The sequence below is a fragment of the Streptomyces sp. Go-475 genome (genome assembly GCF_003330845.1).
In the GTDB taxonomy this organism is placed as follows: domain Bacteria; phylum Actinomycetota; class Actinomycetes; order Streptomycetales; family Streptomycetaceae; genus Streptomyces.
The window spans coordinates 6,701,953-6,724,180 of the sequence record NZ_CP026121.1; the positions used below are offsets into that span (position 1 = coordinate 6,701,953).

Below are 22,228 nucleotides of genomic sequence, written 5' to 3' on the forward strand. Positions count from 1 at the left end.
CTGGTTGTTTCTTCCTCACCGGGACCCCCGGACCGTGTCGAAGTAGTGCATGCCGTCGTTCGTGAAGCCCTCGATCTGGGACTGGACTTCCTTCGCCGACAGCGTTTCGTTCGCGTTGTAGTACAGCCAGTCGACCTTCATGTCCCAGGCGCGTTCCCCCTTGAACGGCAGATCGATGAACCAGTGGTTGAAGTTCACGGACATGTCCGCGCGCGGGGCGTACTTCCCGCTGCTGACGAAGAGCTTCTTGCCGTCGAGCCAGTAGGCGACGACCCCGTCCTCGACCCTGATCAACATGGTGTGCCAGGCGTCGAGGCTCTTGTTCGTGGTCTCGTAGACGCGGTCGTTCGTCTTGTGGTCGTACCAGGTCACCGTGTCGAGCTTGGGCCCGGGCCGGCCCCAGCCGCCGTTCGGCATGTACTCGTTGTCCAGCTCGCTGTACTTCGAGCCCTTGCCGCCGATGGTGTAGAAGGTCTGGTTGACGTGGTCGCCGCTGTCACCGGTGGCCGGCTTGTCGCTGAGGTGGATGCGGGCCGCGTACGTGCCGTCGCGGAACTTGGCCGCGGCCGTGCCGAGGCTCGCCTGCTTGGTCCCGGCCTCGGTGCCGTCCGTGCTCGCCCGCAGGTTGAGCACCTGGCCGTCCGCGTGGGAGCCCTCGGCGGTGGGGAAGCTGACGCCTTCCGCCGACCAGGTGTTCTCGATGCCGGGGCCGCCCTTGCTGGTGCGGACCAGCCAGCCGTGCTTGAACAGGGCGGGGTCCTTGGGGCCCTGGTAGGCGAAGTCGTCGAACAGCACCCCGGCCGGCGGGGCGGGCAGGGGGTCGGGCGCGGAGGCCTTCGCCGTCGCCTTCTTCTCGTCGCTCGCCTTCGTGCCGTCCGGCTCCTCGCCCCAGGCGAGGACGCCCCGCTTGTACGCGGTGACCTTCTCGGCCGCCTTGTAGGACGTCATCTCGGCGTCGAAGGAGCGGTCGTCGGACTGCTCCAGCTTCTTGTGGTCGGTGCGGAACAGCTGGACGTCGATGCCCTTGCTGTTGGCGCCGGGCTTCAGGTCGCCGGCGCCCTCGGTGAACCGCAGCTCCAGGTAGTGGTCGGCGGTGTCGGTGGGCTGGTCCATCGCGACGACCCGCCCGGCGACGTTCGAGCAGCCGAAGACGGCGTTGACGCAGTTGAAGGCGTACGACGAGGGGCTGTCGGCGCCGTCGGCGGTGAACCAGTACCGGAGCGACACCTCGCTCAACGGCAGGGGCTTGTCCGTGTCGTTGAAGACCTCCAGCGACGGCTTGGCCGCCGCGGCCGTGGCCGGGGTGTCGGTCCGGTAGCGGACCGTCAGCTCGGGCGGGTCCGGGTTCGCGGCCTTCCACACGGGATACAGGGCGGTGCCGCCGGCCGCGACCACGGCCACGAGGAGCAGGAGCCTGATCTTGGGCCAGACCCGGCGTCGGGGTGTTCGGCGACGGGATGACGCCACGGAAGACTCCTTCGAGGACATCCGGCGGTCTCTGGTGGAGAGCGTCAGAGCCAGGTAAACAATGGTCGGATTGTGTGAGGATCCTATCCGTGGCGGCATGCACAAAGGGGGGCGGGTGTGCGGATTGTTACCGCACGCCCCACCCCCCTCAGGGGTAACGCGTTACGCCGGGACGCTCGCGACGCCCGGAGCCAGGAACTTCTTGCCGTTCACGCGCTCGGAGACACCCTCGCGGTCCAGGTACGGCGTGATGCCGCCCAGGTGGAAGGGCCAGCCGGCGCCCGTGATGAGGCAGAGGTCGATGTCCTGCGCCTCGGCGACGACGCCCTCGTCGAGCATGAGCCCGATCTCCTGCGCCACCGCGTCCAGGACGCGCTCGCGGACCTGCTCCTCCGTCAGGACGCTGTCGCCCTGCTTCAGCAGCGCGGCGACCTCGGGGTCCAGCTCGGGCTTGCCGCTGTCGTAGACGTAGAAGCCGCGCTTGCCCGCCTCGACGACCGCCTTGAGGTTCGGGGAGACCGTGAAGCGGTCCGGGAACGCCCTGTTGAGCGTCTCGGAGACGTGCAGGCCGATCGCCGGGCCGACCAGCTCCAGCAGGACCAGCGGCGACATCGGCAGACCGAGCGGCTCGACGCCCTTCTCGGCGACCTCGACCGGCGTGCCCTCGTCGATGATGTTCTGGATCTCGCCCATGAAGCGGGTCAGGATGCGGTTCACGACGAACGCCGGGGCGTCCTTCACGAGGACCGCGGTCTTCTTCAGCTTCTTGGCGACGCCGAACGCCGTGGCGAGGGAGGCATCGTCGGTCTGCTCACCGCGGACGATCTCCAGCAGCGGCAGCACGGCGACCGGGTTGAAGAAGTGGAAGCCGACGACCCGCTCGGGGTGCTTCAGCTTCGACGCCATCTCCGACACCGACAGCGAGGAGGTGTTGGTGGCGAGGATCGCGTGCGCCGGGGCGACCGCCTCGACCTCCGCGAACACCTTCTGCTTGACGCCCATCTCCTCGAACACGGCCTCGATGACGAAGTCCGCGTCCGCGAAGCCCTCGGCCTTGTCCAGGACACCGGTCACCAGCGCCTTGAGGCGGTTGGCCTTGTCCTGGTTGATGCGGCCCTTGCCGAGCAGCTTGTCGATCTCGGCGTGGACGTAGCCCACACCCTTGTCGACGCGCTCCTGGTCGATGTCGGTCAGCACGACCGGCACCTCCAGGCGACGCAGGAACAGCAGCGCGAGCTGGGAGGCCATCAGACCGGCGCCGACGACACCGACCTTGGTGACCGGGCGGGCCAGGGACTTGTCCGGGGCGCCGGCGGGGCGCTTGCCGCGCTTCTGCACCAGGTTGAAGGCGTAGATGCCGGCGCGCAGTTCGCCGCCCATGATGAGGTCGGCGAGCGCCTTGTCCTCGGCGTCGTAGCCCTGCTGGAGGTCGCCGTTCTTGGCGGCGGCGATGATGTCCAGGGCGCGGTAGGCGGCCGGGGCGGCGCCGTGCACCTTGGAGTCGGCGATGAAGCGGCCCTTGGCGACGGCCTGGTCCCAGGCCTCGCCACGGTCGATCACCGGGCGCTCGATCTTCAGCTCGCCCTTGAGGACGGTCGCGGTCCAGATCAGCGACTGCTCCAGGAAGTCCGCGCCCTCGAAGATCGCGTCGGCGATCCCGAGCTCGTAGACCTGCTTGCCCTTGAGCTGCTTGTTCTGGTTGAGGCTGTTCTCGATGATCACCGAGACGGCCTTCTCGGGTCCGATCAGGTTCGGCAGCAGCGTGCAGCCGCCCCAGCCCGGGACCAGGCCGAGGAAGACCTCGGGCAGGGAGAACGCCGGCACGGCCGCGGAGACGGTGCGGTAGGTGCAGTGCAGACCGACCTCGACACCGCCGCCCATCGCGGCGCCGTTGTAGTACGCGAAGGTCGGCACGGCCAGCTCGGACAGCCGCTTGAAGACCTCGTGGCCGCCCTTGCCGATGGCGAGCGCGTGCTCGTACTCCTTGAGGATCTCCACGCCCTTGAGGTCGGCGCCGACCGCGAAGATGAACGGTTTGCCGGTGATGCCGACGCCGACGATCTCGCCGTCCGCCGCCTCCTTCTCGACCTGGTCGATGGCGGTGTTCAGGTTCGCCAGCGAGGCCGGGCCGAAGGTGGTCGGCTTGGTGTGGTCGTGGCCGTTGTCCAGGGTGATCAGGGCGAAACGGCCCGCACCCAGGGGGAGGTCGAAGTGGCGTACGTGCGCACTCGTGACGACCTCGTCCGGGAACAGCTCGGAAGCCTGCTTGAGAAGCTCGGCGGTGGTGCTCACTTGTCCCCCTCGAAGTGCGGGTTCTCCCAGATGACCGTCGCGCCCATGCCGAAGCCGACGCACATGGTGGTCAGGCCGTAGCGGACGTGCGGCTGCTCCTCGAACTGGCGGGCCAGCTGCGTCATCAGGCGGACGCCGGAGGAGGCCAGCGGATGGCCGAAGGCGATGGCGCCGCCGTACTGGTTGACGCGCTCGTCGTCGTCGGCGATGCCGTAGTGGTCGAGGAAGGCCAGGACCTGGACGGCGAAGGCCTCGTTGATCTCGAACAGGCCGATGTCGGAGATCGACAGGCCGGCCTGGGCCAGCGCCTTCTCCGTCGCCGGGATCGGACCGTAGCCCATGACCTCCGGCTCCACGCCCGCGAAGGAGTAGGAGACCAGGCGCATCTTCACGGGGAGGTCGTTCTCCCGCGCGAACTCCTCGGAGGCGATGAGGGAGGCGGTGGCGCCGTCGTTCAGACCGGCCGCGTTGCCGGCGGTGACCCGGCCGTGCACGCGGAACGGGGTCTTGAGGCCCTGGAGGTTCTCCAGGGTCGTGCCCGGGCGCATCGGCTCGTCGGCGGTGACCAGGCCCCAGCCCGTCTCCCCGCCCTCCGGGTTGGTGCGGCGCACGGAGATCGGCACCAGGTCGGCCTGGATCTTGCCGTTGGCGTACGCCTTGGCGGCCTTCTCCTGGGAGCGCACCGCGTACTCGTCGGCGCGCAGCTTGGTGATCTGCGGGTACCGGTCGTGCAGGTTCTCCGCGGTCATGCCCATGAACAGGGCCGACTCGTCGACCAGCTTCTCGGAGACGAACCGCGGGTTCGGGTCGACGCCCTCACCCATGGGGTGGCGGCCCATGTGCTCGACACCACCGGCGATGGCGATGTCGTACGCGCCGAAGGCGACGGAACCGGCCACCGTGGTGACGGCGGTCAGCGCGCCGGCGCACATGCGGTCGATGGAGTAACCGGGCACGGACTGCGGCAGCCCGGCGAGGATGCCCGCCGTGCGGCCGATGGTCAGGCCCTGGTCGCCGATCTGCGTGGTCGCGGCGATGGCGACCTCGTCGATCTTCTTCGGGTCGAGACCGGGGTTGCGGCGCAGCAGCTCCCGGATCGCCTTCACGACGAGGTCGTCGGCACGGGTCTCGTGGTAGATGCCCTTCGGGCCCGCCTTGCCGAACGGGGTGCGGACGCCGTCGACGAAGACGACGTCCCTGACGGTACGAGGCACGATGGCTCTCCTCCAGGGTCCAGGACGCTGAGCGCTTGCTCACCCCATGCTACTTATGAGTAACGTAGCTGCCCAGTCCCGTGGCCCCAAGCGGTGAAGGTCACACACGAATGCCGGGCGGGGCAGTGGACCCCCGGGGCGTCAGCACGGGCGTGGGCACGGGATGCGACTCGGCCTCACCGCCCGCCGTGATCACCGAGAACAGGGTCCGGGCGACCTCTGCCCCGAACCCGTGCACATCATGGCTCATCGCGGACAGCGTCGGATGCGTCAGCCGGCACAGCTGCGAGTCGTCCCACGCCAGCAGCGACACGTCCTCCGGCACCCGCAGCCCCATCTCCGCCGCCACCGACAGCCCGGCCACCGCCATGATGTCGTTGTCGTACACGATCGCCGTCGGCCGGTCCGGCGGCGCGGCCGTCAGCAGCGACCGTGTCGCCCGCGCCCCCGCGTCCCCCGAGAAGTCCGTCGCCACCTGCCACGCCCCGGCCAGCGCCAGCGCCCCCGCGGCCTCGTCGAACGCCGCCGTCCGGATGGCCGTGTGCCCGAGGTCCGCCGCCCCGCCCACCCGGGCGATCCGCCGGTGCCCGAGCGCGGCCAGGTACCGCACCGCCTCCGTCACGGCCGTGGCGTCGTCGGTCCACACAGAGGTCAGCCCCCCGGTCAGCGACGGGTGCCCGACGGCGACCGCGGGCAGCCCCAGCCGCCGCACCAGGTCCACCCGGGGGTCGTCGGCCCGGAAGTCGACCAGGATCGACCCGCCGACCTGCCGCCCCCTCCACCACGCCCCCTGGACGCCCACCTCCTCGTCCAGGCTCCGCACGAGCCTCAGCAGCAGCGAGCAGGAGTGCTCGGCCAGCACGCTCTCCACGCCCGAGACGAACTCCATGTACCAGGGCTCCAGGCCCAGCGCCCGCGCCGGCCGGCACACCGCGAGCCCCACCACGTCCACGCGCGACCCGGCCAGCGTCCGTGCCGTGAGGTTCGGCGCCCAGCCCAGCTCCCGCGCCGCCCGGAAGATCCGGTCCCGGGTCGCCTCGGACAGCCCCGGCTTGTGGTTGAAGGCGAGCGACACGGCTCCCTTGGACACCCCGGCCCGGGCGGCGACGTCCTTGATGGTGACGCGGGGGGCCGGCGCCGCCGTCATCGGGTGGGCTCCACGCAGTACAGGGCCGATCGGGCGGCCTCCGGATCCGGAGCCCGCCAGCCGCGCACCCCGATGGTCACCTCTTCGCCCGGCAGCAGCGTGACCAGGCCCCGGTCGGCCCGCGCCGCCGGATCCAGCCGGTCGGCCTGCAGGAGCAGGTCCCGTACCAGCGTGTGGGCGGTCACTCTGATCCCGCCCGGGGCGAGGGCCACCTCGAACTCCGGCCGCGGGTAGGCGACTTCGCGGTCGGGCACCGGGAAGTGCAGCGCCCGCAGCCCGTCCAGGTCCGCGACCAGGAACTCCTTCGGCCCGGCGGGCGCCAGCTCGCCCGGCACCCCGACCCGCGCCACGCTCCGCCTCCCGGCCGACAGTTCCACCTCGCCCCGTGCCAGCGCCTCGCCCCCGACGGACATCCGGCGCAGGGTCAGCGTCCCCGTCCAGTCCTCGGCGCCCTGGTTGACGGCGGCCACCTCCAGCGCGCCGTCGCGCGGGTGCAGCGTCAGCAACCGGTCCGCGTACAGCCGCTTCAGCTCGTGGTACAGCGGCTTCTCCCGCCCGTCCCCGTCGATCGCCGCCCAGGAGGTCACCGGCCAGCAGTCGTTGAGCTGCCAGACGACCGTGCCCGCGCACACCGGCCAGTGCGCGCGCCAGTGCTCGATCCCGGCCGCGACCGCACGCGCCTGGTTGACCTGCGTCAGGTAGTGCCACCGGTCGAAGTCCCCGTCCGGCACGGCGAAGTGCCGGGCCAGCCCGCGCGCCAGCTTCCCGTTGCCGTCGTCCGCCTTCTGGTGGTGCAGCATGCCGGGGGAGTCCGGCGCGAGCTCCTCCCCGGGCAGGGCGCGGCGCAGCGTGGCGTACGCGGGCGGGGCCTGCCAGCCGAACTCGGCGACGAACCGCGGCACGCTCAGCCGGTAGTCGGCGTGGTCCTCCCGGTTCCACACCTCCCAGGAGTGGTGCGTGCCGTGCGCCGGGTCGTTCGGATGGTGCCGCCACGACCCGGACCACGGACTGCCCGCCGTGTACGGCCGGGTCGGGTCCAACTCGGCCACCACCCGCGGCAGCACGCCCAGGTAGTAGCCCTCGCCCCAGGAGTCCCCGGCCAGCCTCGGCTCCCACCCCCAGTCCCGGAACCCCCACAGGTTCTCGTTGTTGCCGTTCCACAGCACCAGCGAGGGATGCGGCATCAGCCGTACGACGTTCTCCCGCGCCTCGGCCTCCACCTCACCGCGCAGCGGCTGCTCCTCCGGGTAGGCCGCGCACGCGAACGGGAAGTCCTGCCAGACCAGCAGCCCCAGCTCGTCGCAGGCGTCGTAGAAGTCCTCGCTCTCGTAGATCCCGCCGCCCCAGATCCGGACGAGGTCCACACCGGCGCCGGCGGCCTGCTCCAGCCGCTCCCGGTAGCGCGCGCGGGTGATCCGGGACGGGAAGACGTCGTCGGGGATCCAGTTGACGCCCCGCGCGAAGAGCCGCTCGCCGTTGACGACGAGGGTGAAGCCGGTGCCGTGCGCGTCGGGCCGCCGGTCCAGCTCCACGGTGCGGAAGCCGATCCGCCGCCGCCACACGTCCAGCGCGTCGTCCCCGTGCAGCAGGGTCAACTCCACGTCGTACAGCGGCTGTCCGCCGTAGCCGCGCGGCCACCACAGCTCCGGGTCGGGCACCCGCAGCCGTACGGTCCCGCCCGCCCCCTCGATCTCCGCGCGGGCCCGCACCCCGGCGACGGTCGCCTCCACGGCGAGCGGCGCCTCGACCCGGGTCCGCTCGACCTCGACGGCCAGCTCGACGACCCCGGTGCCCTCCGCGACGCTCACCAGGGGCCGCACCCGGGCGATCCGGGCCGTCGACCAGCGCTCCAGGCGCACCGGACGCCAGATCCCGGCCGTCACCAGGGTCGGCCCCCAGTCCCAGCCGAAGGAGCAGGCCATCTTGCGCAGGTACTGGTAGGGCTCGGCATAGGCGGCGGGCCGTTCGCCCAGGCGTCCCCGGACGGCCTCGGCCTCGGCGTACGCGGAGACGAACCGCACCGACAGCCGCCCGAAAAGGCCCGTCACGTCGAACCGGTAGGAGCGGTGCATGTTCCGCACCGTGCCCAGCAGCCGCCCGTCCAGGGAGATCTCGGCGACGGTGTCGAGCCCGTCGAAGACCAGGTCGGTCTGCTCCTGCGCGGACGACGGGGCGGGCAGCTCCCGCTCGTACGTCCAGTCCCGGCGCCCCACCCAGGCCACGTCCGTCTCGTTCCGGCCCAGGAAGGGGTCCGGGATCACCCCGGCCGCCATCAGGTCGGTGTGCACGCAGCCCGGCACCGAGGCCGGCAGCGTCTCCGACCCGTGCCGCAGGATCCATCCGTCGCCGAGCGGTGTGGCCTCCAGCATGCCCACTCCCTTAACCGGTGTAGTGAAGAGCCGTGTACGGGTTTCGCATCCTTGGCGGGAATGGGACTTTACCGGTTGAGAAAGCGCTGTCAGAGTGCCGAACCAGCCATACCGCACGTGCTCGTCCGTCCCGAGTTCCTCTCCGCGAACGGAGCTGATGCACATGAACCGCCGTATCGTCCTGGCCCTCGCCGTGGGGGCCGCCCTGCTGGCTTCCGGCTGCACCGGAAGCGGGGGCGCCACCAAGGGCGCCGACGCCGAGGCGCCCGACGACCCCGCCAAGGTCAGCGGGACCATCACCGTCCTCACCCACCGGACCGACCTCGTGCAGGACGGGACGATGAAGAAGTACGTCGCCGAGTTCAACAAGACGTACCCCAAGGTGAAGGTCGAGTTCGACGGCATCACCGACTACGAGGGCGAAGTCAAGATCCGTATGAACACGGAGAACTACGGGGACGTCCTCATGATCCCCGCGGTGATCGAGAAGAAGGACTACCCCAAGTTCTTCGCCTCCTTGGGCGGCAGAGAGGAGCGGAGCAAGAAGTACCGCTTCACCGACTACACGGCCGTCGACGGCAAGGTCTACGGCCAGAGCCCGCTCGGCGCGGTCCCGGGGTTCATCTACAACAAGAAGGTGTGGAGCCGGGCCGGGGTCACCGACTGGCCCACGACACCGGCCGAGTTCCTCGCCGGCCTCAAGGCCATCAAGGCGAAGACCGACGCGGTCCCCTACTACACCAACTTCAAGGACGGCTGGCCGCTCAGCCAGTGGACCGGGGTCAAGGGCTCGGTGAGCTGCGACGAGCAGGCCACCACCAGATGGGTCGAGGGCAACCCCTGGGCCGAGGGCGGCGAACTGCGGGTGGCGGACAGCCTGCTGTACGACATCGTGCACGAGGGGCTCTCCGAGAAGGACCCGACGACCACCAACTGGGAGGCGTCCAAGCCCAAGCTGGCCAAGGGCGAGATCGCCACCATGTGGCTCGGCTCCTGGGCCGTCATCCAGATGCGGGGCGCGGCGAAGCAGGCCGGCGCCGACCCGGACGACATCGGGTTCATGCCCTTCCCCGCCCAGAAGGACGGCACGTTCTGCGCGGTGACGTCGCCCGACTACCAGCAGGCCGTCAACATCCACTCCGACCACAAGGAAGCCGCCCGCGCCTGGATCGACTGGTTCACCGACAAGTCCGGCTACGCCGAGGACAACCTGGCGCTGTCGCCGCTCAAGGACGGCCCGCTGCCCGACGTCCTGAAGCCGTACGAGGAGGCGGGCGTCAAGTTCCTCGACCTCGACGACAGCAAGGGCGCCGAGCTGAAGACCCTCGAGAACCAGTCCGAGGTCGGCATCAACACGCCCGACTACCGCAAGGAACTCGTCGACATGGCCCGCGGCGCCAGGAAGGGCGACCCGGACGACTACCTGGACGGCCTCGGTGAGAAGTGGACCGAGACCCAGAAGTCGCTGGGGTACTGATGGCGAGCACGACCGAGACGGCGTCCGTGAAGACCGCCGCGGGGCCGGGGGCCGCCGCCCCCGCCCCGCGCCGGGCGCGTCTGTGGCGCGGGGCCACCCCCTGGCTCTTCCTGCTGGCCCCGCTCACACTCCTGATCGTCTTCACCTACGCGCCGATCGCCAACATGGTCGCGTACAGCTTCACCGACTGGGACGGCGTGAGCCCCGAGCTGCGCTACACGGGAGCCGAGAACTACACCGAACTCTTCACCCGCCCCGACCTGTTCGAGGTCTTCTGGGTCAGCGGCTACTACCTGGTCGCCTCGGTCGTCCAGATCGTCGCCGCGCTGTACTTCGCGACGATCCTGAGCTTCAACGTCCGCTTCCGGAACTTCTTCAAGGGCGTGCTGTTCTTCCCGTACCTGATCAACGGGGTCGCGATCGGCTTCGTCTTCCTCTACTTCTTCCAGGACGGCGGCACCCTCGACTCGGTGCTGGGCCTGTTCGGCGTGGAGACGGACCGCGCGTGGCTGGGCACCCCGGAGTCGGCGAACACCTCCCTCGCCGCCGTCTCGGTCTGGCGCTACCTCGGCCTGAACTTCGTCCTCTTCCTGGGCGCCATCCAGTCCATCCCCGGGGAGCTGTACGAGGCGGCCGAACTGGACGGCGCGAACCGCTGGCACCAGTTCCGCCACATCATCGCGCCGGGCATCAAGCCGGTGCTGTCCCTCACCGTGATCCTGTCGATCTCGGGCTCCCTGTCGGTCTTCGAGATCCCGTACATCATGACCGGCGGCGCGACCGGCACGGAGACCTTCGTGATCCAGACCGTGAAGCTGGCCTTCCAGTTCAACAAGACGGGGCTCGCCTCGGCGGCCGCGATCGTGCTGCTGCTGATCGTCCTGGCGGTGACCTGGGTGCAGCGCCGCCTCGTACCCGACTCCGCCGACGACAAGAGGATGGACCTCGCATGACACGCCGCGCAGTCGCCCGTGCCCTGGTGTACCTGTCCCTGATCGCCGCGACGGTGGTGGTCCTGCTCCCGCTGGCCGCCGTGCTCCTGACGTCCCTGAAGTCCGAGCGGGAGATGGCGGACGACAGCGGCGCCCTCGCGCTCCCCGACGACCCGCTGAACTTCGGCAACTACGTCACGGCGTTCCAGGACGGCCGGATGCTCACGGCGTTCGCCAACACGGCGGTGATCCTGCTCTTCGCCATCGGCGGCACGGTCCTCATCGGCTCGATGACGGCGTACGCGATCGACCGGTTCACCTTCCGCTTCCGGAAGCTGGTCGTGGCGCTGTTCCTGGTCGCCGCGCTGGTCCCCGGCGTCACCACGCAGGTGGCGACCTTCCAGATCGTCAACAGCTTCGGGATGTTCGACAGCCTCTGGGCGCCGATCGCCCTCTACATGGGCACGGACATCGTCTCGATCTACATCTTCCTGCAGTTCGTCCGCTCCATCCCGACCTCGCTGGACGAGGCGGCCCGCCTGGACGGCGCCAACGCGTTCACGATCTACCGCAAGATCATCTTCCCCTTGCTGCGGCCGGCGGTCGCGACGGTGGTGATCGTCAAGGGCATCACCACCTACAACGACTTCTACATTCCGTTCCTCTACATGCCGTCGGAAGATCTTGGCGTGATCTCGACGTCCCTGTTCCGCTTCAAGGGCCCCTTCGGCGCCCACTGGGAAACCATCTCGGCGGGAGCGATCCTGGTGATCCTCCCCACCTTGATCGTCTTCCTGTGCCTCCAGCGCTACATCTACAACGGCTTCACTCGAGGAGCCACCAGGTGAGGACCTGAGGGGCGCGGGCAACCGCGCGACCAGCCCAAAACCACCCGCACCCGCCGCACGGGAAGACCCCCTACGGCGCCTTGGCGGACAGAGCAGTCACCAGAACAGGCGTGACCTGCTCGACCTGCCAGCCCCGGGCCCCATGACCGGCCAGCGCCTCCGCGACGGACTCCGCGTCCACCACCGCCGGCGGCTCCCAGCACACCCGCCGCACGGTGTCCGGCGCGATCAGATTCTCCTGCGGCATGTTGAGCGCCTCGGCCAGAGCCGAAACCGCCGCCCGCGCCGCGGAGAGCCGAGCCGCCGCCGCGGGATCCTTGTCCGCCCAGGCCCGCGGCGGCGGCGGTCCCGCCACCGGCTGCCCCGGCTGCGGCAACTGCGCCTCGCTCAGCCCCTTCGCCCGGTCCACCGCCGCCTGCCACTGCTCCAGCTGCCGCTTGCCCATCCGGTGCCCGAACCCGTTCAGCGCGGCCAGCGCGTGCACATTGGCCGGCAGGGCCAGCGCGGCCTCCACGATGGCCGCGTCCCCGAGCACCTTGCCCGGCGAGACGTCCCGCCGCTGCGCGATCCGGTCCCGGGTCTGCCACAGCTCCCGCACGACGGCCAGCTGCCGCCGCCGGCGCACCTTGTGCATGCCGGACGTGCGCCGCCAGGGGTCCTTGCGGGGCTCGGGCGGCGGGGCCGAGGCGATCGCGTCGAACTCCTGCCGGGCCCACTCCAGCTTGCCCTGCCGGTCCAGCTCCTTCTCCAGCGCGTCGCGCAGGTCGACGAGCAGCTCGACGTCCAGCGCCGCGTACCGCAGCCAGGGCTCGGGCAGCGGCCGGGTGGACCAGTCGACGGCGGAGTGCCCCTTCTCCAGGACGAAGCCCAGCACGCTCTCGACCATCGCGCCGAGCCCGACCCGGGGGAACCCGGCGAGCCGCCCGGCCAGCTCCGTGTCGAACAGCCGCGTCGGCACCATGCCTATCTCGCGCAGGCAGGGCAGGTCCTGGGTGGCGGCGTGCAGCACCCACTCGACGCCGGACAGGGCCTCGCCCAGCGCGGACAGGTCGGGGCAGGCCACGGGGTCGATCAGCGCCGTCCCGGCGCCTTCGCGGCGCAGCTGCACGAGGTAGGCGCGCTGGCCGTAGCGGTAGCCGGACGCCCGCTCGGCGTCGACGGCGACGGGGCCGGAACCCGCCTCGAAGGCGGCGATCGTCCGGGCCAGGGCGGCCTCGTCCGCGATCACGGGCGGAATGCCCTCACGCGGCTCCAACAAGGGGATCGGCGCCTCCGTAGCAGAAGATCCGCCGTCGTCCGGAGGGGCGCCTCCGGTGGTTCGCAGTGAGCTGTCTGCTGCGGTGTCGTGGGCGTCGGTCACCTGTCAAGGGTATCCATGTATGGACAGCGCCCGCCGACGGAACGTTCCGTCGACGGGCGCCCGGGGGTCGCAAACCAGTCATGTCGGGGAAGTGGCGGATTCGCGAGCCGTGAGTGACGTGAACGGGACCGGCGGCCGGACCCGTTCACATGAGTGGACGATCAGCTGGGTTCACGGCGGGGCGGGTCAGTGGATGATCCCGGTCCGCAGCGCCACCGCGACCATGCCGGCCCGGTCGCCCGTGCCGAGCTTGCGCGCGATGCGGGCGAGGTGGCTCTTGACGGTCAGCGCGGACAGGCCCATCGAGACGCCGATCGCCTTGTTCGACTGGCCCTCCGCGACCAGCCGCAGCACCTCGACCTCGCGGCCGGACAGCTCGCGGTAGCCGCCCGGGTGGCTCGGGGCACCCGGGGGGCGGCGGTGCAGGCGCGCGGCGGCGGCGCCGATGGGGGCGGCGCCCGGCCGGGTGGGGAGCCCGACGTTGGTACGGGTGCCGGTGACGACGTAGCCCTTCACACCGCCGGCGAGCGCGTTGCGCACGGCGCCGATGTCGTCGGCGGCGGAGAGGGCGAGTCCGTTGGGCCAGCCCGCGGCGCGGGTCTCGGACAGCAGGGTGAGGCCGGAGCCATCCGGCAGGTGGACGTCGGCGACGCAGATGTCGCGGGGGTTGCCGATGCGGGGACGAGCCTCCGCGATGGACGAGGCCTCGATGACATCGCGCACACCGAGCGCCCACAGGTGGCGGGTGACGGTGGAGCGGACGCGCGGGTCGGCCACGACCACCATGGCGGTCGGCTTGTTCGGGCGGTAGGCGACCAGGCTTGCGGGCTGCTCGAGGAGAACGGACACCAGGCCTCCTGGGGTGCGGGACGGGGCCGGCTCGTGGGGGTGAAGCCGGGACGAACCGTGCTTTCAAGGTCACAGTCGTCTTCGGCACCGAACCCGTCCGCCTTTAGAGAATGATCACGATTCGGTGATAACAATCCGTGCAATTCGGACACGCGGTCGATCATTCGAAGGTCGAACGGTTTCGGTCTGCGTCGCTACGCGGTCGAAAGTGGCCGTATCGACAAAGTGATTCGGCCAAGAGGGGGACGCAGGTGTGATCGTCGACAGGGCATGGTTGACCGCCCCGTACAGGTTCGATCAGTACGGGGTCGGAACGGGTTCGATCAGCGGGACTGCGGCCCCCGCCGCTGCGGCAGCGTGACCACCGACGCGTCCCCGGGTCCGGCCGGCGGCAGCCCCGCGACCTGGGCGAGCAGATCGCACCAGGACGCGAGGTGCGCGGCGGTGTCCGGGACCCCGCCCAGGCCCTCGCGCGGCGTCCAGGACGCGCGGATCTCGATCTGCGAGGCGGCCGGCCGGGCCGACAGCCCACCGAAGTAGTGGGAGCTCGCACGCGTGACCGTGCCGCTCGGCTCCCCGTAGGTCAGCCCGCGCGTCTGGAGCGCGCCGGTCAGCCAGGACCAGCACACCTCCGGCAGCAGCGGATCCGCGGCCATCTCCGGCTCCAGCTCCGCGCGCACCAGCGTCACCAGCCGGAACGTGCCCTGCCAGGCGTCGTGCCCGGCCGGGTCGTGCAGCAGCACCAGCCGGCCGTCGGCCAGGTCCTGGTCGCCGTCGACGACCGCGGCCTCCAGCGCGTGGGAGTACGGGGCGAGCCGCTTGGGCGCCGGCGTCGGCTCCACCTCGATCTGGGGCCGCAGCCGCGCCGCCCTGAGCGCGTCGACGGCGGCCCGGAAGGGCAGCGGGGCGGAGTCCGCCTCCCGCCGGTCGTTCTCGGTGTCCTTCGCTTCGTCCATTCCGCCAGCGCCGTCCGACAGTCGTCCCTGAGCCGCAGCCATGCGGGAAGATTACGGGGACCGGAGCCCGGGTGCCGGGCTAGACACCCCGCGCCCGCCCAGGGGCTGAATCGGGCTGTCCGGCGGCGTGCGAAACTTGGGCCCGTGAGTGCCAACGACGCCCCCCGGGCCCCGCAGCCGTCCGCCCCGTACGACTCCGCCTTCCTCAAGGCCTGCCGGCGCGAGCCCGTCCCGCACACACCGGTGTGGTTCATGCGGCAGGCCGGGCGTTCCCTGCCGGAGTACCGCAAGGTCCGCGAGGGCGTCCCGATGCTGGAGTCCTGCACGCGGCCCGAACTGGTCACCGAGATCACCCTCCAGCCGGTCCGCCGGCACGGCGTGGACGCGGCGATCTACTACAGCGACATCGTCGTCCCGCTCAAGGCCATCGGCATCGACCTCGACATCAAGCCCGGCGTCGGCCCGGTCGTGGAGCGCCCGATCCGCTCCCGCGCCGACCTCGCGCAGCTGCGTGACCTGACCCCCGAGGACGTCTCCTACGTCACCGAGGCCGTCGGCCTGCTCACCCGCGAGCTCGGCGCCACGCCCCTGATCGGCTTCGCCGGCGCCCCCTTCACCCTCGCCAGCTACCTCGTCGAGGGCGGCCCGTCCCGCACGTACGAGAACGCCAAGGCGATGATGTACGGCGACCCCGAGCTCTGGACCGACCTGCTCGACCGCCTCGCCGACATCACGGCCGCGTTCCTCAAGGTGCAGATCGAGGCGGGCGCCTCGGCGGTCCAGCTCTTCGACTCCTGGGCCGGTGCGCTGGCCCCCGCCGACTACCGGCGCTCGGTGCTGCCGGCGTCGGCGAAGGTCTTCGGGGCCGTGGCCGGCTACGGCGTCCCGCGCATCCACTTCGGCGTCGGCACCGGCGAGCTGCTGGGCCTGATGGGCGAGGCCGGGGCGGACGTCGTCGGCGTCGACTGGCGCGTGCCGCTCGACGAGGCCGTCCGGCGCGTCGGCCCGGGCAAGGCGCTCCAGGGCAACCTCGACCCGACCGTGCTGTTCGCCGGCACCGAGGCCGTCGAGGCCAAGACCCGGGAGGTCCTGGACTCGGCGGCGGGCCTGGAGGGCCACGTCTTCAACCTCGGCCACGGCGTCATGCCGTCCACCGACCCGGACGCGCTGACGCGGCTCGTGGAGTACGTCCACACGCGCACCGCCCGCTGACGGCTCCTGGTCTCAGGGCCTCACGCGGGTCGCCCGGATCAGCCACCAGGTCGCCGCCAGGCAGCCGGCCGCGGGCAGGGCCAGCAGCACCGGCACGGCGTCGACGCCGGCCAGTTCGATGCCCTTGCCCAGGACCGGCCCGGCGGCGACCCCGCCGATCATCGAGGCGGCGATGACGTGGGCCCCCGCCCGCCGCGCCCGGGGCACCGCCCGGGACAGCCACGGCAGGCCCGTGGGGAAGATCGGCGCGTGGAAGAGGCCGACACCGGCGTACGCGTACGGGGCCGCCGCCGGGATCAGGGCCAGCAGCAGGCAGGCCACCATGCCGACGGAGCTGACCACCATGATCGTCTGCACGGACCAGCGCAGCGTCAGCGGGGCGACCAGCAGCCGTCCCACCGTCACCATCAGCCAGAACGCCGAGGTGGCCGTGGCCACCGTCGCCGCGTCGTGCCCGACGGACTCCAGATGCGTCGGCTCCCAGCCGCCGACCCCCGTCTCCACCGCCACCATCAGGACGTACAGCACGATGAAGACGGTGACGACCAGGGCCGCCGAGGCCCGTACACCGGGCGCCCGCCCATCGGTCTCCTCCGCCTCCTCCACCTCCTCGGCGGGCTCGGCGGGTGTCTCCCCGCCCTCGCGGACGCCGCGCTGCGCCAGCACCAGGACGGCGGACAGCACGGCGAACCCCGCGAAGACGGCCGGATAACGGCCCGGGCCGAGCAGACCCAGGAGCGCCGGGCCGCCCACGGCACCGAGTCCGTAGGCGGCGCCGATGATGTTGAGCATCGCCGGGCTGCGGCGGCCGAACCCCACCGAGAACAGCTGGTTGAGCCCGTAGTCGATGCCGCCGAAGCCCACCCCGGTCACCAGCGCGCAGGCCAGCGCCCACTCCCAGACGGGGGCCAGCGCGAAGCCGGTCCCGCCGAGGGCCATCAGCGCGTAACTGGCGGACAGCAGCGTTCTGTTGCCCAGCCGCCCGTGCACCCGGTTCAGCAGCAGCACCCCGGCCACCCCGCCGACGAAGTGAGCGCTCAGACTCAGCCCGGCGGCGGCCGGCGACAGGCCGAACTCCGTGCGGAACGCGGGGATCGCCGGGCCGTACAGCGCCTGGAGCGCCCCGATCAGGGCGAAGCCCACGCAGGAGGCGACGACGGCGAACGGGCTGAACAGGGGCCGCGCCACGGTGGTGTCCGGCGGCGCGTCCTGCGTGGAGGTGCCGGTCAAGGGGCGTTCCTCTTCCCTGCGTCGTGTGCGACGGGCCGCTGCCGCCGGGTCACCGGCTCACCGGGGCGGCGAGCGCGTACCCCTGGTCGCCGGTCAGCAGGCGTTCCAGGACGCGCTGGCTGCGCAGCCCGTCACCGAAGCCGGCCAGGGCGCTGTCGGCACTCCGCCCGGCGCCGCCGTCCTGCGCGGTGACCGCGTCGCGCCACTCCCGCAGCTGGTGCCGGAAGGTGTCGCTCCAGCCGGGCACCTCGCCGGGCGGCGAGGCGAGCACCTCCTCGCGGGCGAAGGTGCCCTGCTCCCAGGTGACCCGGGACTTCAGGAAGTACGTCGTGTCGTCCTCGGAGTGGTAGTACAGCTCCTTGCGGTCGCCGATGATCTTCAGGGAGAAGCCGAGCTCCTCCGGCAGCGAGGACTTGGAGGTGGTCAGGTTGAAGAAGGTGCCGTTCTCCAGCCGGCCGCTGACGAAGGCGTAGTCGTCGACCTGGACGTCCTGGCCCTCCTTCTGCGGCACGTTCACCTGGAGCTTGGTGCGGCAGCTGGTGCTGTCGACCGGGCTGTCGAAGAGCCGGTCCAGCATGTCGACCAGGTGCACGCCCAGATCCCCCAGGGAGCCGCTGGTGGACCGGCCCAGGGCGCTGTCCCGCCAGGTGAAGCGGGAGCGGGTCAGGGCGCTGCCGCGCCGGAAACCGGCCTCGGCGAAGAGGACGGAGCCCAGCTCCCCGCCGCGCACCAGGTTCCGGATCTCGCCGATGGCGTCCAGGTAGCGGTAGTTGAAGCCCATGGCGCACACCAGGCCGCTCTCCTCGGCCAGCGCGGTGATCCGCTCGGCCTCCGCCACCGTCGTCGTCATCGGCTTCTCGCACAGCACGTGCCGGCCGTGCCGAACGGCCTCCTCGGCGTAGTCGGCGTGCGTGTGGTTGGGGGAGGCGATGACGACCGCGTTCACCCGCTCGTACAGCTCGGTCGTGGAGGAGAAGGCGGCGCAGCCGAAGCGGCCGGCCAGCTCCGCGGCCTTGTCGGGCATCACGTCGTACACACCGGCGGCTTCGACGCCGGGGACGGTTTCGGCGGCCCGCAGATGGGCGAGGGCTATGCCGCCGGCGCCGATGATTCCGATCTTCATGGTCTTCCTCTTTCAGGGACGGCCCTCGGGCCCGGAGCGGCCGGGCCCGGGGAGCGGTTCAGTGGCCGAGGTGGTGACGGAAGGCGTGCAGGAGGGCCTGGGTGTGCGGGTGGGGCGAGACCCGCGGGAAGCGGTCGCGGGCCTCCGGTGTGCAGTTGGCGACGAGGTAGCCGTGCCGCACGGCGCCCAGCATCTCCAGGTCGTTGCCGCTGTCGCCGAACGCGAGGGTGCGCTCCGGGTCGACGCCGAAGCGGGCGCACAGGTGCCGGACGACGTTGCGCTTGCCGCACACCGGCGGCAGGAAGTCGACGTCGTAGCAGTCGGCGGGGTCGCCGGTGGCCGGGTTGCAGCGGCTGATGTTGAGGCCGAGGCCGTACTCGGCGGCCAGCTCGCGTACCAGCCCGAGGGCGTGCTCGTCACGCCGCGGGTCGCCCAGGGAGCGGAAGTAGTGGTTGACCAGGAACTCGGTGCGGTGGCCGGTGTCCTGCGGGAACAGGTCGACGCCGTGCCGGGCGAGCCGCTCCACGGCCCGTTCGACCCGGGCCCGGTCGAAGCCGCTGTCCCGCAGCACCTGCCGCCACTCGGGGTCGGGGCGGGCGACGCCGTCGGGGAAGAACGTCAGCTCGGTGCCCAGGGCGCCGGCCACGAAGTGCGGCAGGACGCGGGCGCCGCAGCGCGCCATCTTCTCCCGCACGGAGGCCGCCGAGCTGCCGGTGACCCAGCCGAACAGCAGACCGTGCCGCACGGCGTCGGTCAGCAGGTACTCCTCCAACGCGGCCAGGTGGGCGCGCTGTTCGGGGGTGGCGGCGTGGGCCAGGTAGGTCTCGTCGAAGTCGGAGAACGCGGCCCAGCCGACGCGGTCCGGCAGCCGCAGCGCGGGCGACGGGGCGGGGGCGCCGTCGAGGGGCAGGGTGTCGGTCACGGCGTCACCGGCCCGGGCGCGTCGCCGCGTACAGGGCCTCGACCACGCGGTCCTGCTCGCCGAGGGACAGCCCCGCGTGCAGCGGAAGGTGCAGCACCCGGTCGTGCAGCCACTCGGTCCGCGGCAGCCGCGCCCGCCCGAAGAACCGCTCGCGCACGGGGGTCTGCTGACGGTGGGTCAGGACCGGGTAGTAGACGTCCGTCTCCACCCTGTTCCGCCGCGCCAGCTCGTCCCGCAGGGCGTCGCGGGCCGGCGCACCGCCGTCCACCAGCACCGGGAACAGGTGCCAGGAGTGGTCGGGCGCGAAGACGGGCGTCTCCAGCACGCCCTCCTCGGCCAGCGGGCGCAGCGCCTCCACGTAGCGCCGGGCGAGGTACGTCCGCCGCAGCCCCCGCAGACCCGTCCACGGCAGCAGGGCCAGGCCGATCGCGGCCATGGTGTTGTCGAGGCGCGCGTTGAGGCCGTACGCCTCGCACTTGACGTTCTTCCGCCCCGGCGCGAAGCCGTGGTAGCCGGCCACCCGGCAGCGCTCGGCGATCTCGGCCGAGTCGGTGACGATGGCACCGGCCTTCCCGCACAGCCCGACGTTCTTGTACGGGTTGAAGCTGAGGGCCGCCGCGTCGGAGTACCGCCCCACACCGGTCACCCCGATCGCCTGGCAGGCGTCCTCGACGATCCGCAGCGCGTACCGGTCCGCGACGGCCCGCAGCCCGGCCATGTCGGCGAGCTTGCCGTGGAGGTGGACGGGCAGGACCGCCACGGTGCGCGGGGTGACCTGCTCCGCCACCGACACCGGGTCCAGGTTGCCGTCGGTGGTCACGTCGGCGAGGACGGGGACCGCGCCGCAGGCGAACACCGCGTTCTCGGTGGCGGCGAAGCTGTTGGCCGGGAGGACCACCTCGTCGCCGGGCTCGACGCCCACCGCGCGCAGGGCGATGACGAGCGCGTCGGTCCCGCTGCCGGTGGCGACCGCGCAGTTCAGGCCCGCGATGTCGGCGACGGCGTCCTCGAACGCGGTGACCGCCGGACCGCTCGTGAACTCACAGCTCTCCAGGACCCGCGCGAAGGCCTCGGCGGCGGCGCTCTTCTCCCGGGGCGACAGCAGCCGTTCCTTCGGCAGGAACGGGACGTGCGAGATCTGCGCGGGCTCCGGGAACAGGGAGGCGACGAACCGGTCGGGGTCCCCGGGAGCGGAGTTCCACGACGACAGGGCGCTCGCCAGCTCCCGGTGGGCGAGGGCCTCCCGCACGGGGTGGGTGATCCGCACGCCGCCGGCGAGGTCCTCGACCACCCGGTGCAGGCTGCGACTGTCCCCGAGGAGGGCGGAGCCGGTGGTTGCGGAGCCGGTGGTGGCGGAGCCGGTGGCCGTGCCGGGGTCGGCGGTGGAGACGGTCATGCGTACTCCTTGCGTTCGAAGAGCGGAGAGAAACTGCGCCGACGCGTGCGCAGGGGCATCGAAAATACGGACGGAATGGCTGCCGAATAGTGCTCGAATCTATTTCCGCGAGGGCTGGGGGAGCGGCACACCTCGGCGATGCTGGCAGCGGTCGACAAGCTCCGTCAACCGGCATCTTTTTGCCGCGTACCAAGGACCCGGAAATCCCCGGAAACCCCGGGAACCGCCCCTGGGAAACGGGGCGGACAACCGGTCGACAACCGGCAGAATTCTGCCGGTTCCCCAGGTCCACCCCGGCGACCAGGGCATATGTCACCCCCTTTCGCATGCCCCATCAGGCCTTGTTACGGTGTGTTTCCCCGGTGATACGCAGAGGGAGTGGGTGCGAGCCGTGCCACGTGATGCCCTGCCGGATCTGCTGCGCGCTTGGCGGATGGATGCGGGAAACAAAATGAACAGGGGAAGACAGTTACCTCAAAAAGAGGTGGCGCGCCGGATGGGGGTGAGTGAGCGGTGGTACCGGAATCTCGAGACCGGGGCGCACGTACCGCTTTCCATGGAAATCCTCGAACGTCTTTCCCGGGCCCTGCTGCTCGGCCCCGACGAACGCATGGCCCTGCACGGCCACGCCCTCGGCGGTGCCGGCGGGCGGCAGCCCGGTGAGCAGGACCCGCGCGGCGCCACCGAGGAGCTGGCCGCCCTCACCTCGGCGCGGATCGGCTTCCCCAGCTATCTCACCGACCAGGCGTGGAACGTCCTCGACCACAACGCCGCCATGGCCCGCTGGTTCCCCTGGGTGCGGGAACCGGACGCCAACCTGATGCGCTGGGCCCTGACCACGAACGCGGCCCGCGAACAGATCGTGGACTGGCCCCGGCACGCCGCGCAGTACCTCGCCCTGCTGCGGTTCGCGCTGGTGACCCGGCCCGACGACACCGGCCTCGGCGCCCTGCGCGACGCCGTGCTGGCCGACCGCGCCTGCCGCGACCTGTGGGACCGCGGCGCCAAGGTCCTCGCCTACCGGCACGGCCACCGCTACGAACTGCGCCTGCCGCACGTCAGCCCGGAGCCCCTCAAGGTCACGTCGCAGGTGCTGCTCCCCGCGTACCGACAGGAACTCCGCTACGTCCTGCTGCTGCCCACGGAGGACGAGCCGGACGGTAGCTGAAACGCGCGTTCCGCGCGGGCGGCCTCCGTCGGGGGACCCTCAGCCCAGGGGCCAGATGCCGCCGACGCGAACCGTTTTCGTTGCCGTGAGGCAACTTGTGAGCCCTTTCGGACGATCCGCAAGGCGTGGACGGACGCGCTACAGCTCCGGAATGCGCCGGAATCGGTTCCTTTCTCACGCCTGCGGGGGCGCGAACCAGGGGAAGGGGCGCGGCTGATTCCGCGTCGCATGTGAAGGCACTTTCCGGGCACAGCACGCCGGTTTGT

17 protein-coding genes are annotated in these 22,228 nt (G+C 71.3%); 5 read left to right on the forward strand and 12 right to left on the reverse strand.

The genetic code is table 11. The features are described 5' to 3' along the window. Window positions 1-15 precede the first annotated feature (15 nt). The 5 genes from C1703_RS30675 to C1703_RS30695 form a co-directional block, all read right to left on the reverse strand. Window positions 16-1,467 (reverse strand): cellulose binding domain-containing protein, encoded by a 1,452-nt coding sequence (locus C1703_RS30675; protein WP_114255875.1) that lies wholly within the window; start codon window positions 1,465-1,467, stop codon window positions 16-18. 162 nt (window positions 1,468-1,629) lie between these two features. After that, on the reverse strand, window positions 1,630-3,759 hold the full coding sequence (locus C1703_RS30680) for a 3-hydroxyacyl-CoA dehydrogenase NAD-binding domain-containing protein (RefSeq protein WP_114255876.1): 2,130 nt from the start codon (window positions 3,757-3,759) through the stop codon (window positions 1,630-1,632). Continuing rightward, on the reverse strand, window positions 3,756-4,973 hold the full coding sequence (locus C1703_RS30685; RefSeq protein ID WP_114255877.1) for an acetyl-CoA C-acyltransferase: 1,218 nt from the start codon (window positions 4,971-4,973) through the stop codon (window positions 3,756-3,758). The genes C1703_RS30680 and C1703_RS30685 overlap by 4 nt, the downstream gene beginning before the upstream one ends. Window positions 4,974-5,073: 100 nt before the next feature. Continuing rightward, complete coding sequence (locus tag C1703_RS30690; RefSeq protein ID WP_114255878.1) at window positions 5,074-6,120, reverse strand: LacI family DNA-binding transcriptional regulator; 1,047 nt, start codon at window positions 6,118-6,120, stop codon at window positions 5,074-5,076. Beyond that, window positions 6,117-8,489, reverse strand: coding sequence for a glycoside hydrolase family 2 protein (locus C1703_RS30695; protein WP_114255879.1), 2,373 nt, complete (start codon window positions 8,487-8,489; stop codon window positions 6,117-6,119). The genes C1703_RS30690 and C1703_RS30695 overlap by 4 nt, the downstream gene beginning before the upstream one ends. A 163-nt stretch (window positions 8,490-8,652) precedes the next feature. Here C1703_RS30695 and C1703_RS30700 point away from each other — a divergent pair, with 163 nt between their 5' ends. Genes C1703_RS30700 through C1703_RS30710 form a run of 3 tightly spaced genes read left to right on the forward strand, consistent with a single transcriptional unit; the run spans window position 8,653 to window position 11,746 of the window. Next, window positions 8,653-9,966, forward strand: coding sequence for an ABC transporter substrate-binding protein (locus C1703_RS30700; protein ID WP_198678315.1), 1,314 nt, complete (start codon window positions 8,653-8,655; stop codon window positions 9,964-9,966). After that, window positions 9,966-10,919 carry a sugar ABC transporter permease gene (locus C1703_RS30705; protein WP_114255881.1) on the forward strand — a complete coding sequence of 318 codons (954 nt, stop codon included), beginning with the start codon at window positions 9,966-9,968 and terminating at the stop codon, window positions 10,917-10,919. Before C1703_RS30700 ends, C1703_RS30705 begins: the two co-directional genes overlap by 1 nt. Continuing rightward, window positions 10,916-11,746, forward strand: coding sequence for a carbohydrate ABC transporter permease (locus C1703_RS30710; protein ID WP_114255882.1), 831 nt, complete (start codon window positions 10,916-10,918; stop codon window positions 11,744-11,746). Before C1703_RS30705 ends, C1703_RS30710 begins: the two co-directional genes overlap by 4 nt. A gap of 70 nt (window positions 11,747-11,816) precedes the next feature. Here C1703_RS30710 and C1703_RS30715 read toward each other — a convergent pair whose 3' ends face one another. The 3 genes from C1703_RS30715 to C1703_RS30725 all read right to left on the reverse strand — a co-directional run bounded on the left by C1703_RS30715 (window position 11,817) and on the right by C1703_RS30725 (window position 14,953). Beyond that, window positions 11,817-13,106, reverse strand: coding sequence for a ribonuclease D (locus C1703_RS30715; RefSeq protein WP_114255883.1), 1,290 nt, complete (start codon window positions 13,104-13,106; stop codon window positions 11,817-11,819). A 186-nt stretch (window positions 13,107-13,292) separates the two neighbouring features. Then, a complete protein-coding gene (locus C1703_RS30720) occupies window positions 13,293-13,955 on the reverse strand; it encodes a response regulator transcription factor (RefSeq protein WP_003993737.1) in 663 nt (220 codons plus the stop codon). A 323-nt stretch (window positions 13,956-14,278) separates the two neighbouring features. Then, on the reverse strand, window positions 14,279-14,953 hold the full coding sequence (locus tag C1703_RS30725) for a DUF3000 domain-containing protein (RefSeq protein WP_114255884.1): 675 nt from the start codon (window positions 14,951-14,953) through the stop codon (window positions 14,279-14,281). Window positions 14,954-15,055: 102 nt separating this feature from the next. Between C1703_RS30725 and hemE the strand changes: the two genes are divergently transcribed. After that, a complete protein-coding gene (gene hemE, locus C1703_RS30730; protein WP_114255885.1) occupies window positions 15,056-16,123 on the forward strand; it encodes a uroporphyrinogen decarboxylase in 1,068 nt (355 codons plus the stop codon). Between the two features lie 12 nt (window positions 16,124-16,135). Here the strand turns inward: hemE and C1703_RS30735 are convergent, their stop codons facing one another. The 4 genes from C1703_RS30735 to C1703_RS30750 are packed head-to-tail and all read right to left on the reverse strand — an operon-like array spanning window position 16,136 to window position 20,794. Then, a complete protein-coding gene (locus C1703_RS30735) occupies window positions 16,136-17,353 on the reverse strand; it encodes an MFS transporter (RefSeq protein WP_232840633.1) in 1,218 nt (405 codons plus the stop codon). A 49-nt stretch (window positions 17,354-17,402) separates the two neighbouring features. Further along, window positions 17,403-18,476: a Gfo/Idh/MocA family oxidoreductase gene (locus tag C1703_RS30740; protein ID WP_114255886.1), complete on the reverse strand. Its 1,074-nt coding sequence runs from the start codon at window positions 18,474-18,476 to the stop codon at window positions 17,403-17,405. Window positions 18,477-18,534: 58 nt separating this feature from the next. Beyond that, complete coding sequence (locus C1703_RS30745; RefSeq protein ID WP_232840634.1) at window positions 18,535-19,398, reverse strand: HAD-IIB family hydrolase; 864 nt, start codon at window positions 19,396-19,398, stop codon at window positions 18,535-18,537. 4 nt (window positions 19,399-19,402) lie between these two features. After that, window positions 19,403-20,794: a DegT/DnrJ/EryC1/StrS family aminotransferase gene (locus C1703_RS30750; RefSeq protein ID WP_114255887.1), complete on the reverse strand. Its 1,392-nt coding sequence runs from the start codon at window positions 20,792-20,794 to the stop codon at window positions 19,403-19,405. On the opposite strand from C1703_RS30750, the gene C1703_RS40215 reads away from it, so the two are divergent. Further along, entirely contained in the window at window positions 20,793-21,962 is a 1,170-nt protein-coding gene (locus C1703_RS40215) for a helix-turn-helix domain-containing protein (protein WP_157993185.1), read from the forward strand. The two genes, C1703_RS30750 and C1703_RS40215, sit on opposite strands and share 2 nt — an antisense overlap. Window positions 21,963-22,228 lie beyond the last annotated feature (266 nt).

Coding starts and splice junctions, on each gene's coding strand:
- C1703_RS30690 (WP_114255878.1), bottom strand. CDS start 6,120: ATGACGGCGGCGCCGGCCCCCCGCGTCACCATCAAGGACGTCGCCGCC.
- C1703_RS30695 (WP_114255879.1), bottom strand. CDS start 8,489: ATGCTGGAGGCCACACCGCTCGGCGACGGATGGATCCTGCGGCACGGG.
- C1703_RS30700 (WP_198678315.1), top strand. CDS start 8,653: ATGAACCGCCGTATCGTCCTGGCCCTCGCCGTGGGGGCCGCCCTGCTG.
- C1703_RS30705 (WP_114255881.1), top strand. CDS start 9,966: ATGGCGAGCACGACCGAGACGGCGTCCGTGAAGACCGCCGCGGGGCCG.
- C1703_RS30710 (WP_114255882.1), top strand. CDS start 10,916: ATGACACGCCGCGCAGTCGCCCGTGCCCTGGTGTACCTGTCCCTGATC.
- C1703_RS30725 (WP_114255884.1), bottom strand. CDS start 14,953: ATGGCTGCGGCTCAGGGACGACTGTCGGACGGCGCTGGCGGAATGGAC.
- C1703_RS30740 (WP_114255886.1), bottom strand. CDS start 18,476: ATGAAGATCGGAATCATCGGCGCCGGCGGCATAGCCCTCGCCCATCTG.
- C1703_RS40215 (WP_157993185.1), top strand. CDS start 20,793: ATGCGTACTCCTTGCGTTCGAAGAGCGGAGAGAAACTGCGCCGACGCG.
- C1703_RS30750 (WP_114255887.1), bottom strand. CDS start 20,794: ATGACCGTCTCCACCGCCGACCCCGGCACGGCCACCGGCTCCGCCACC.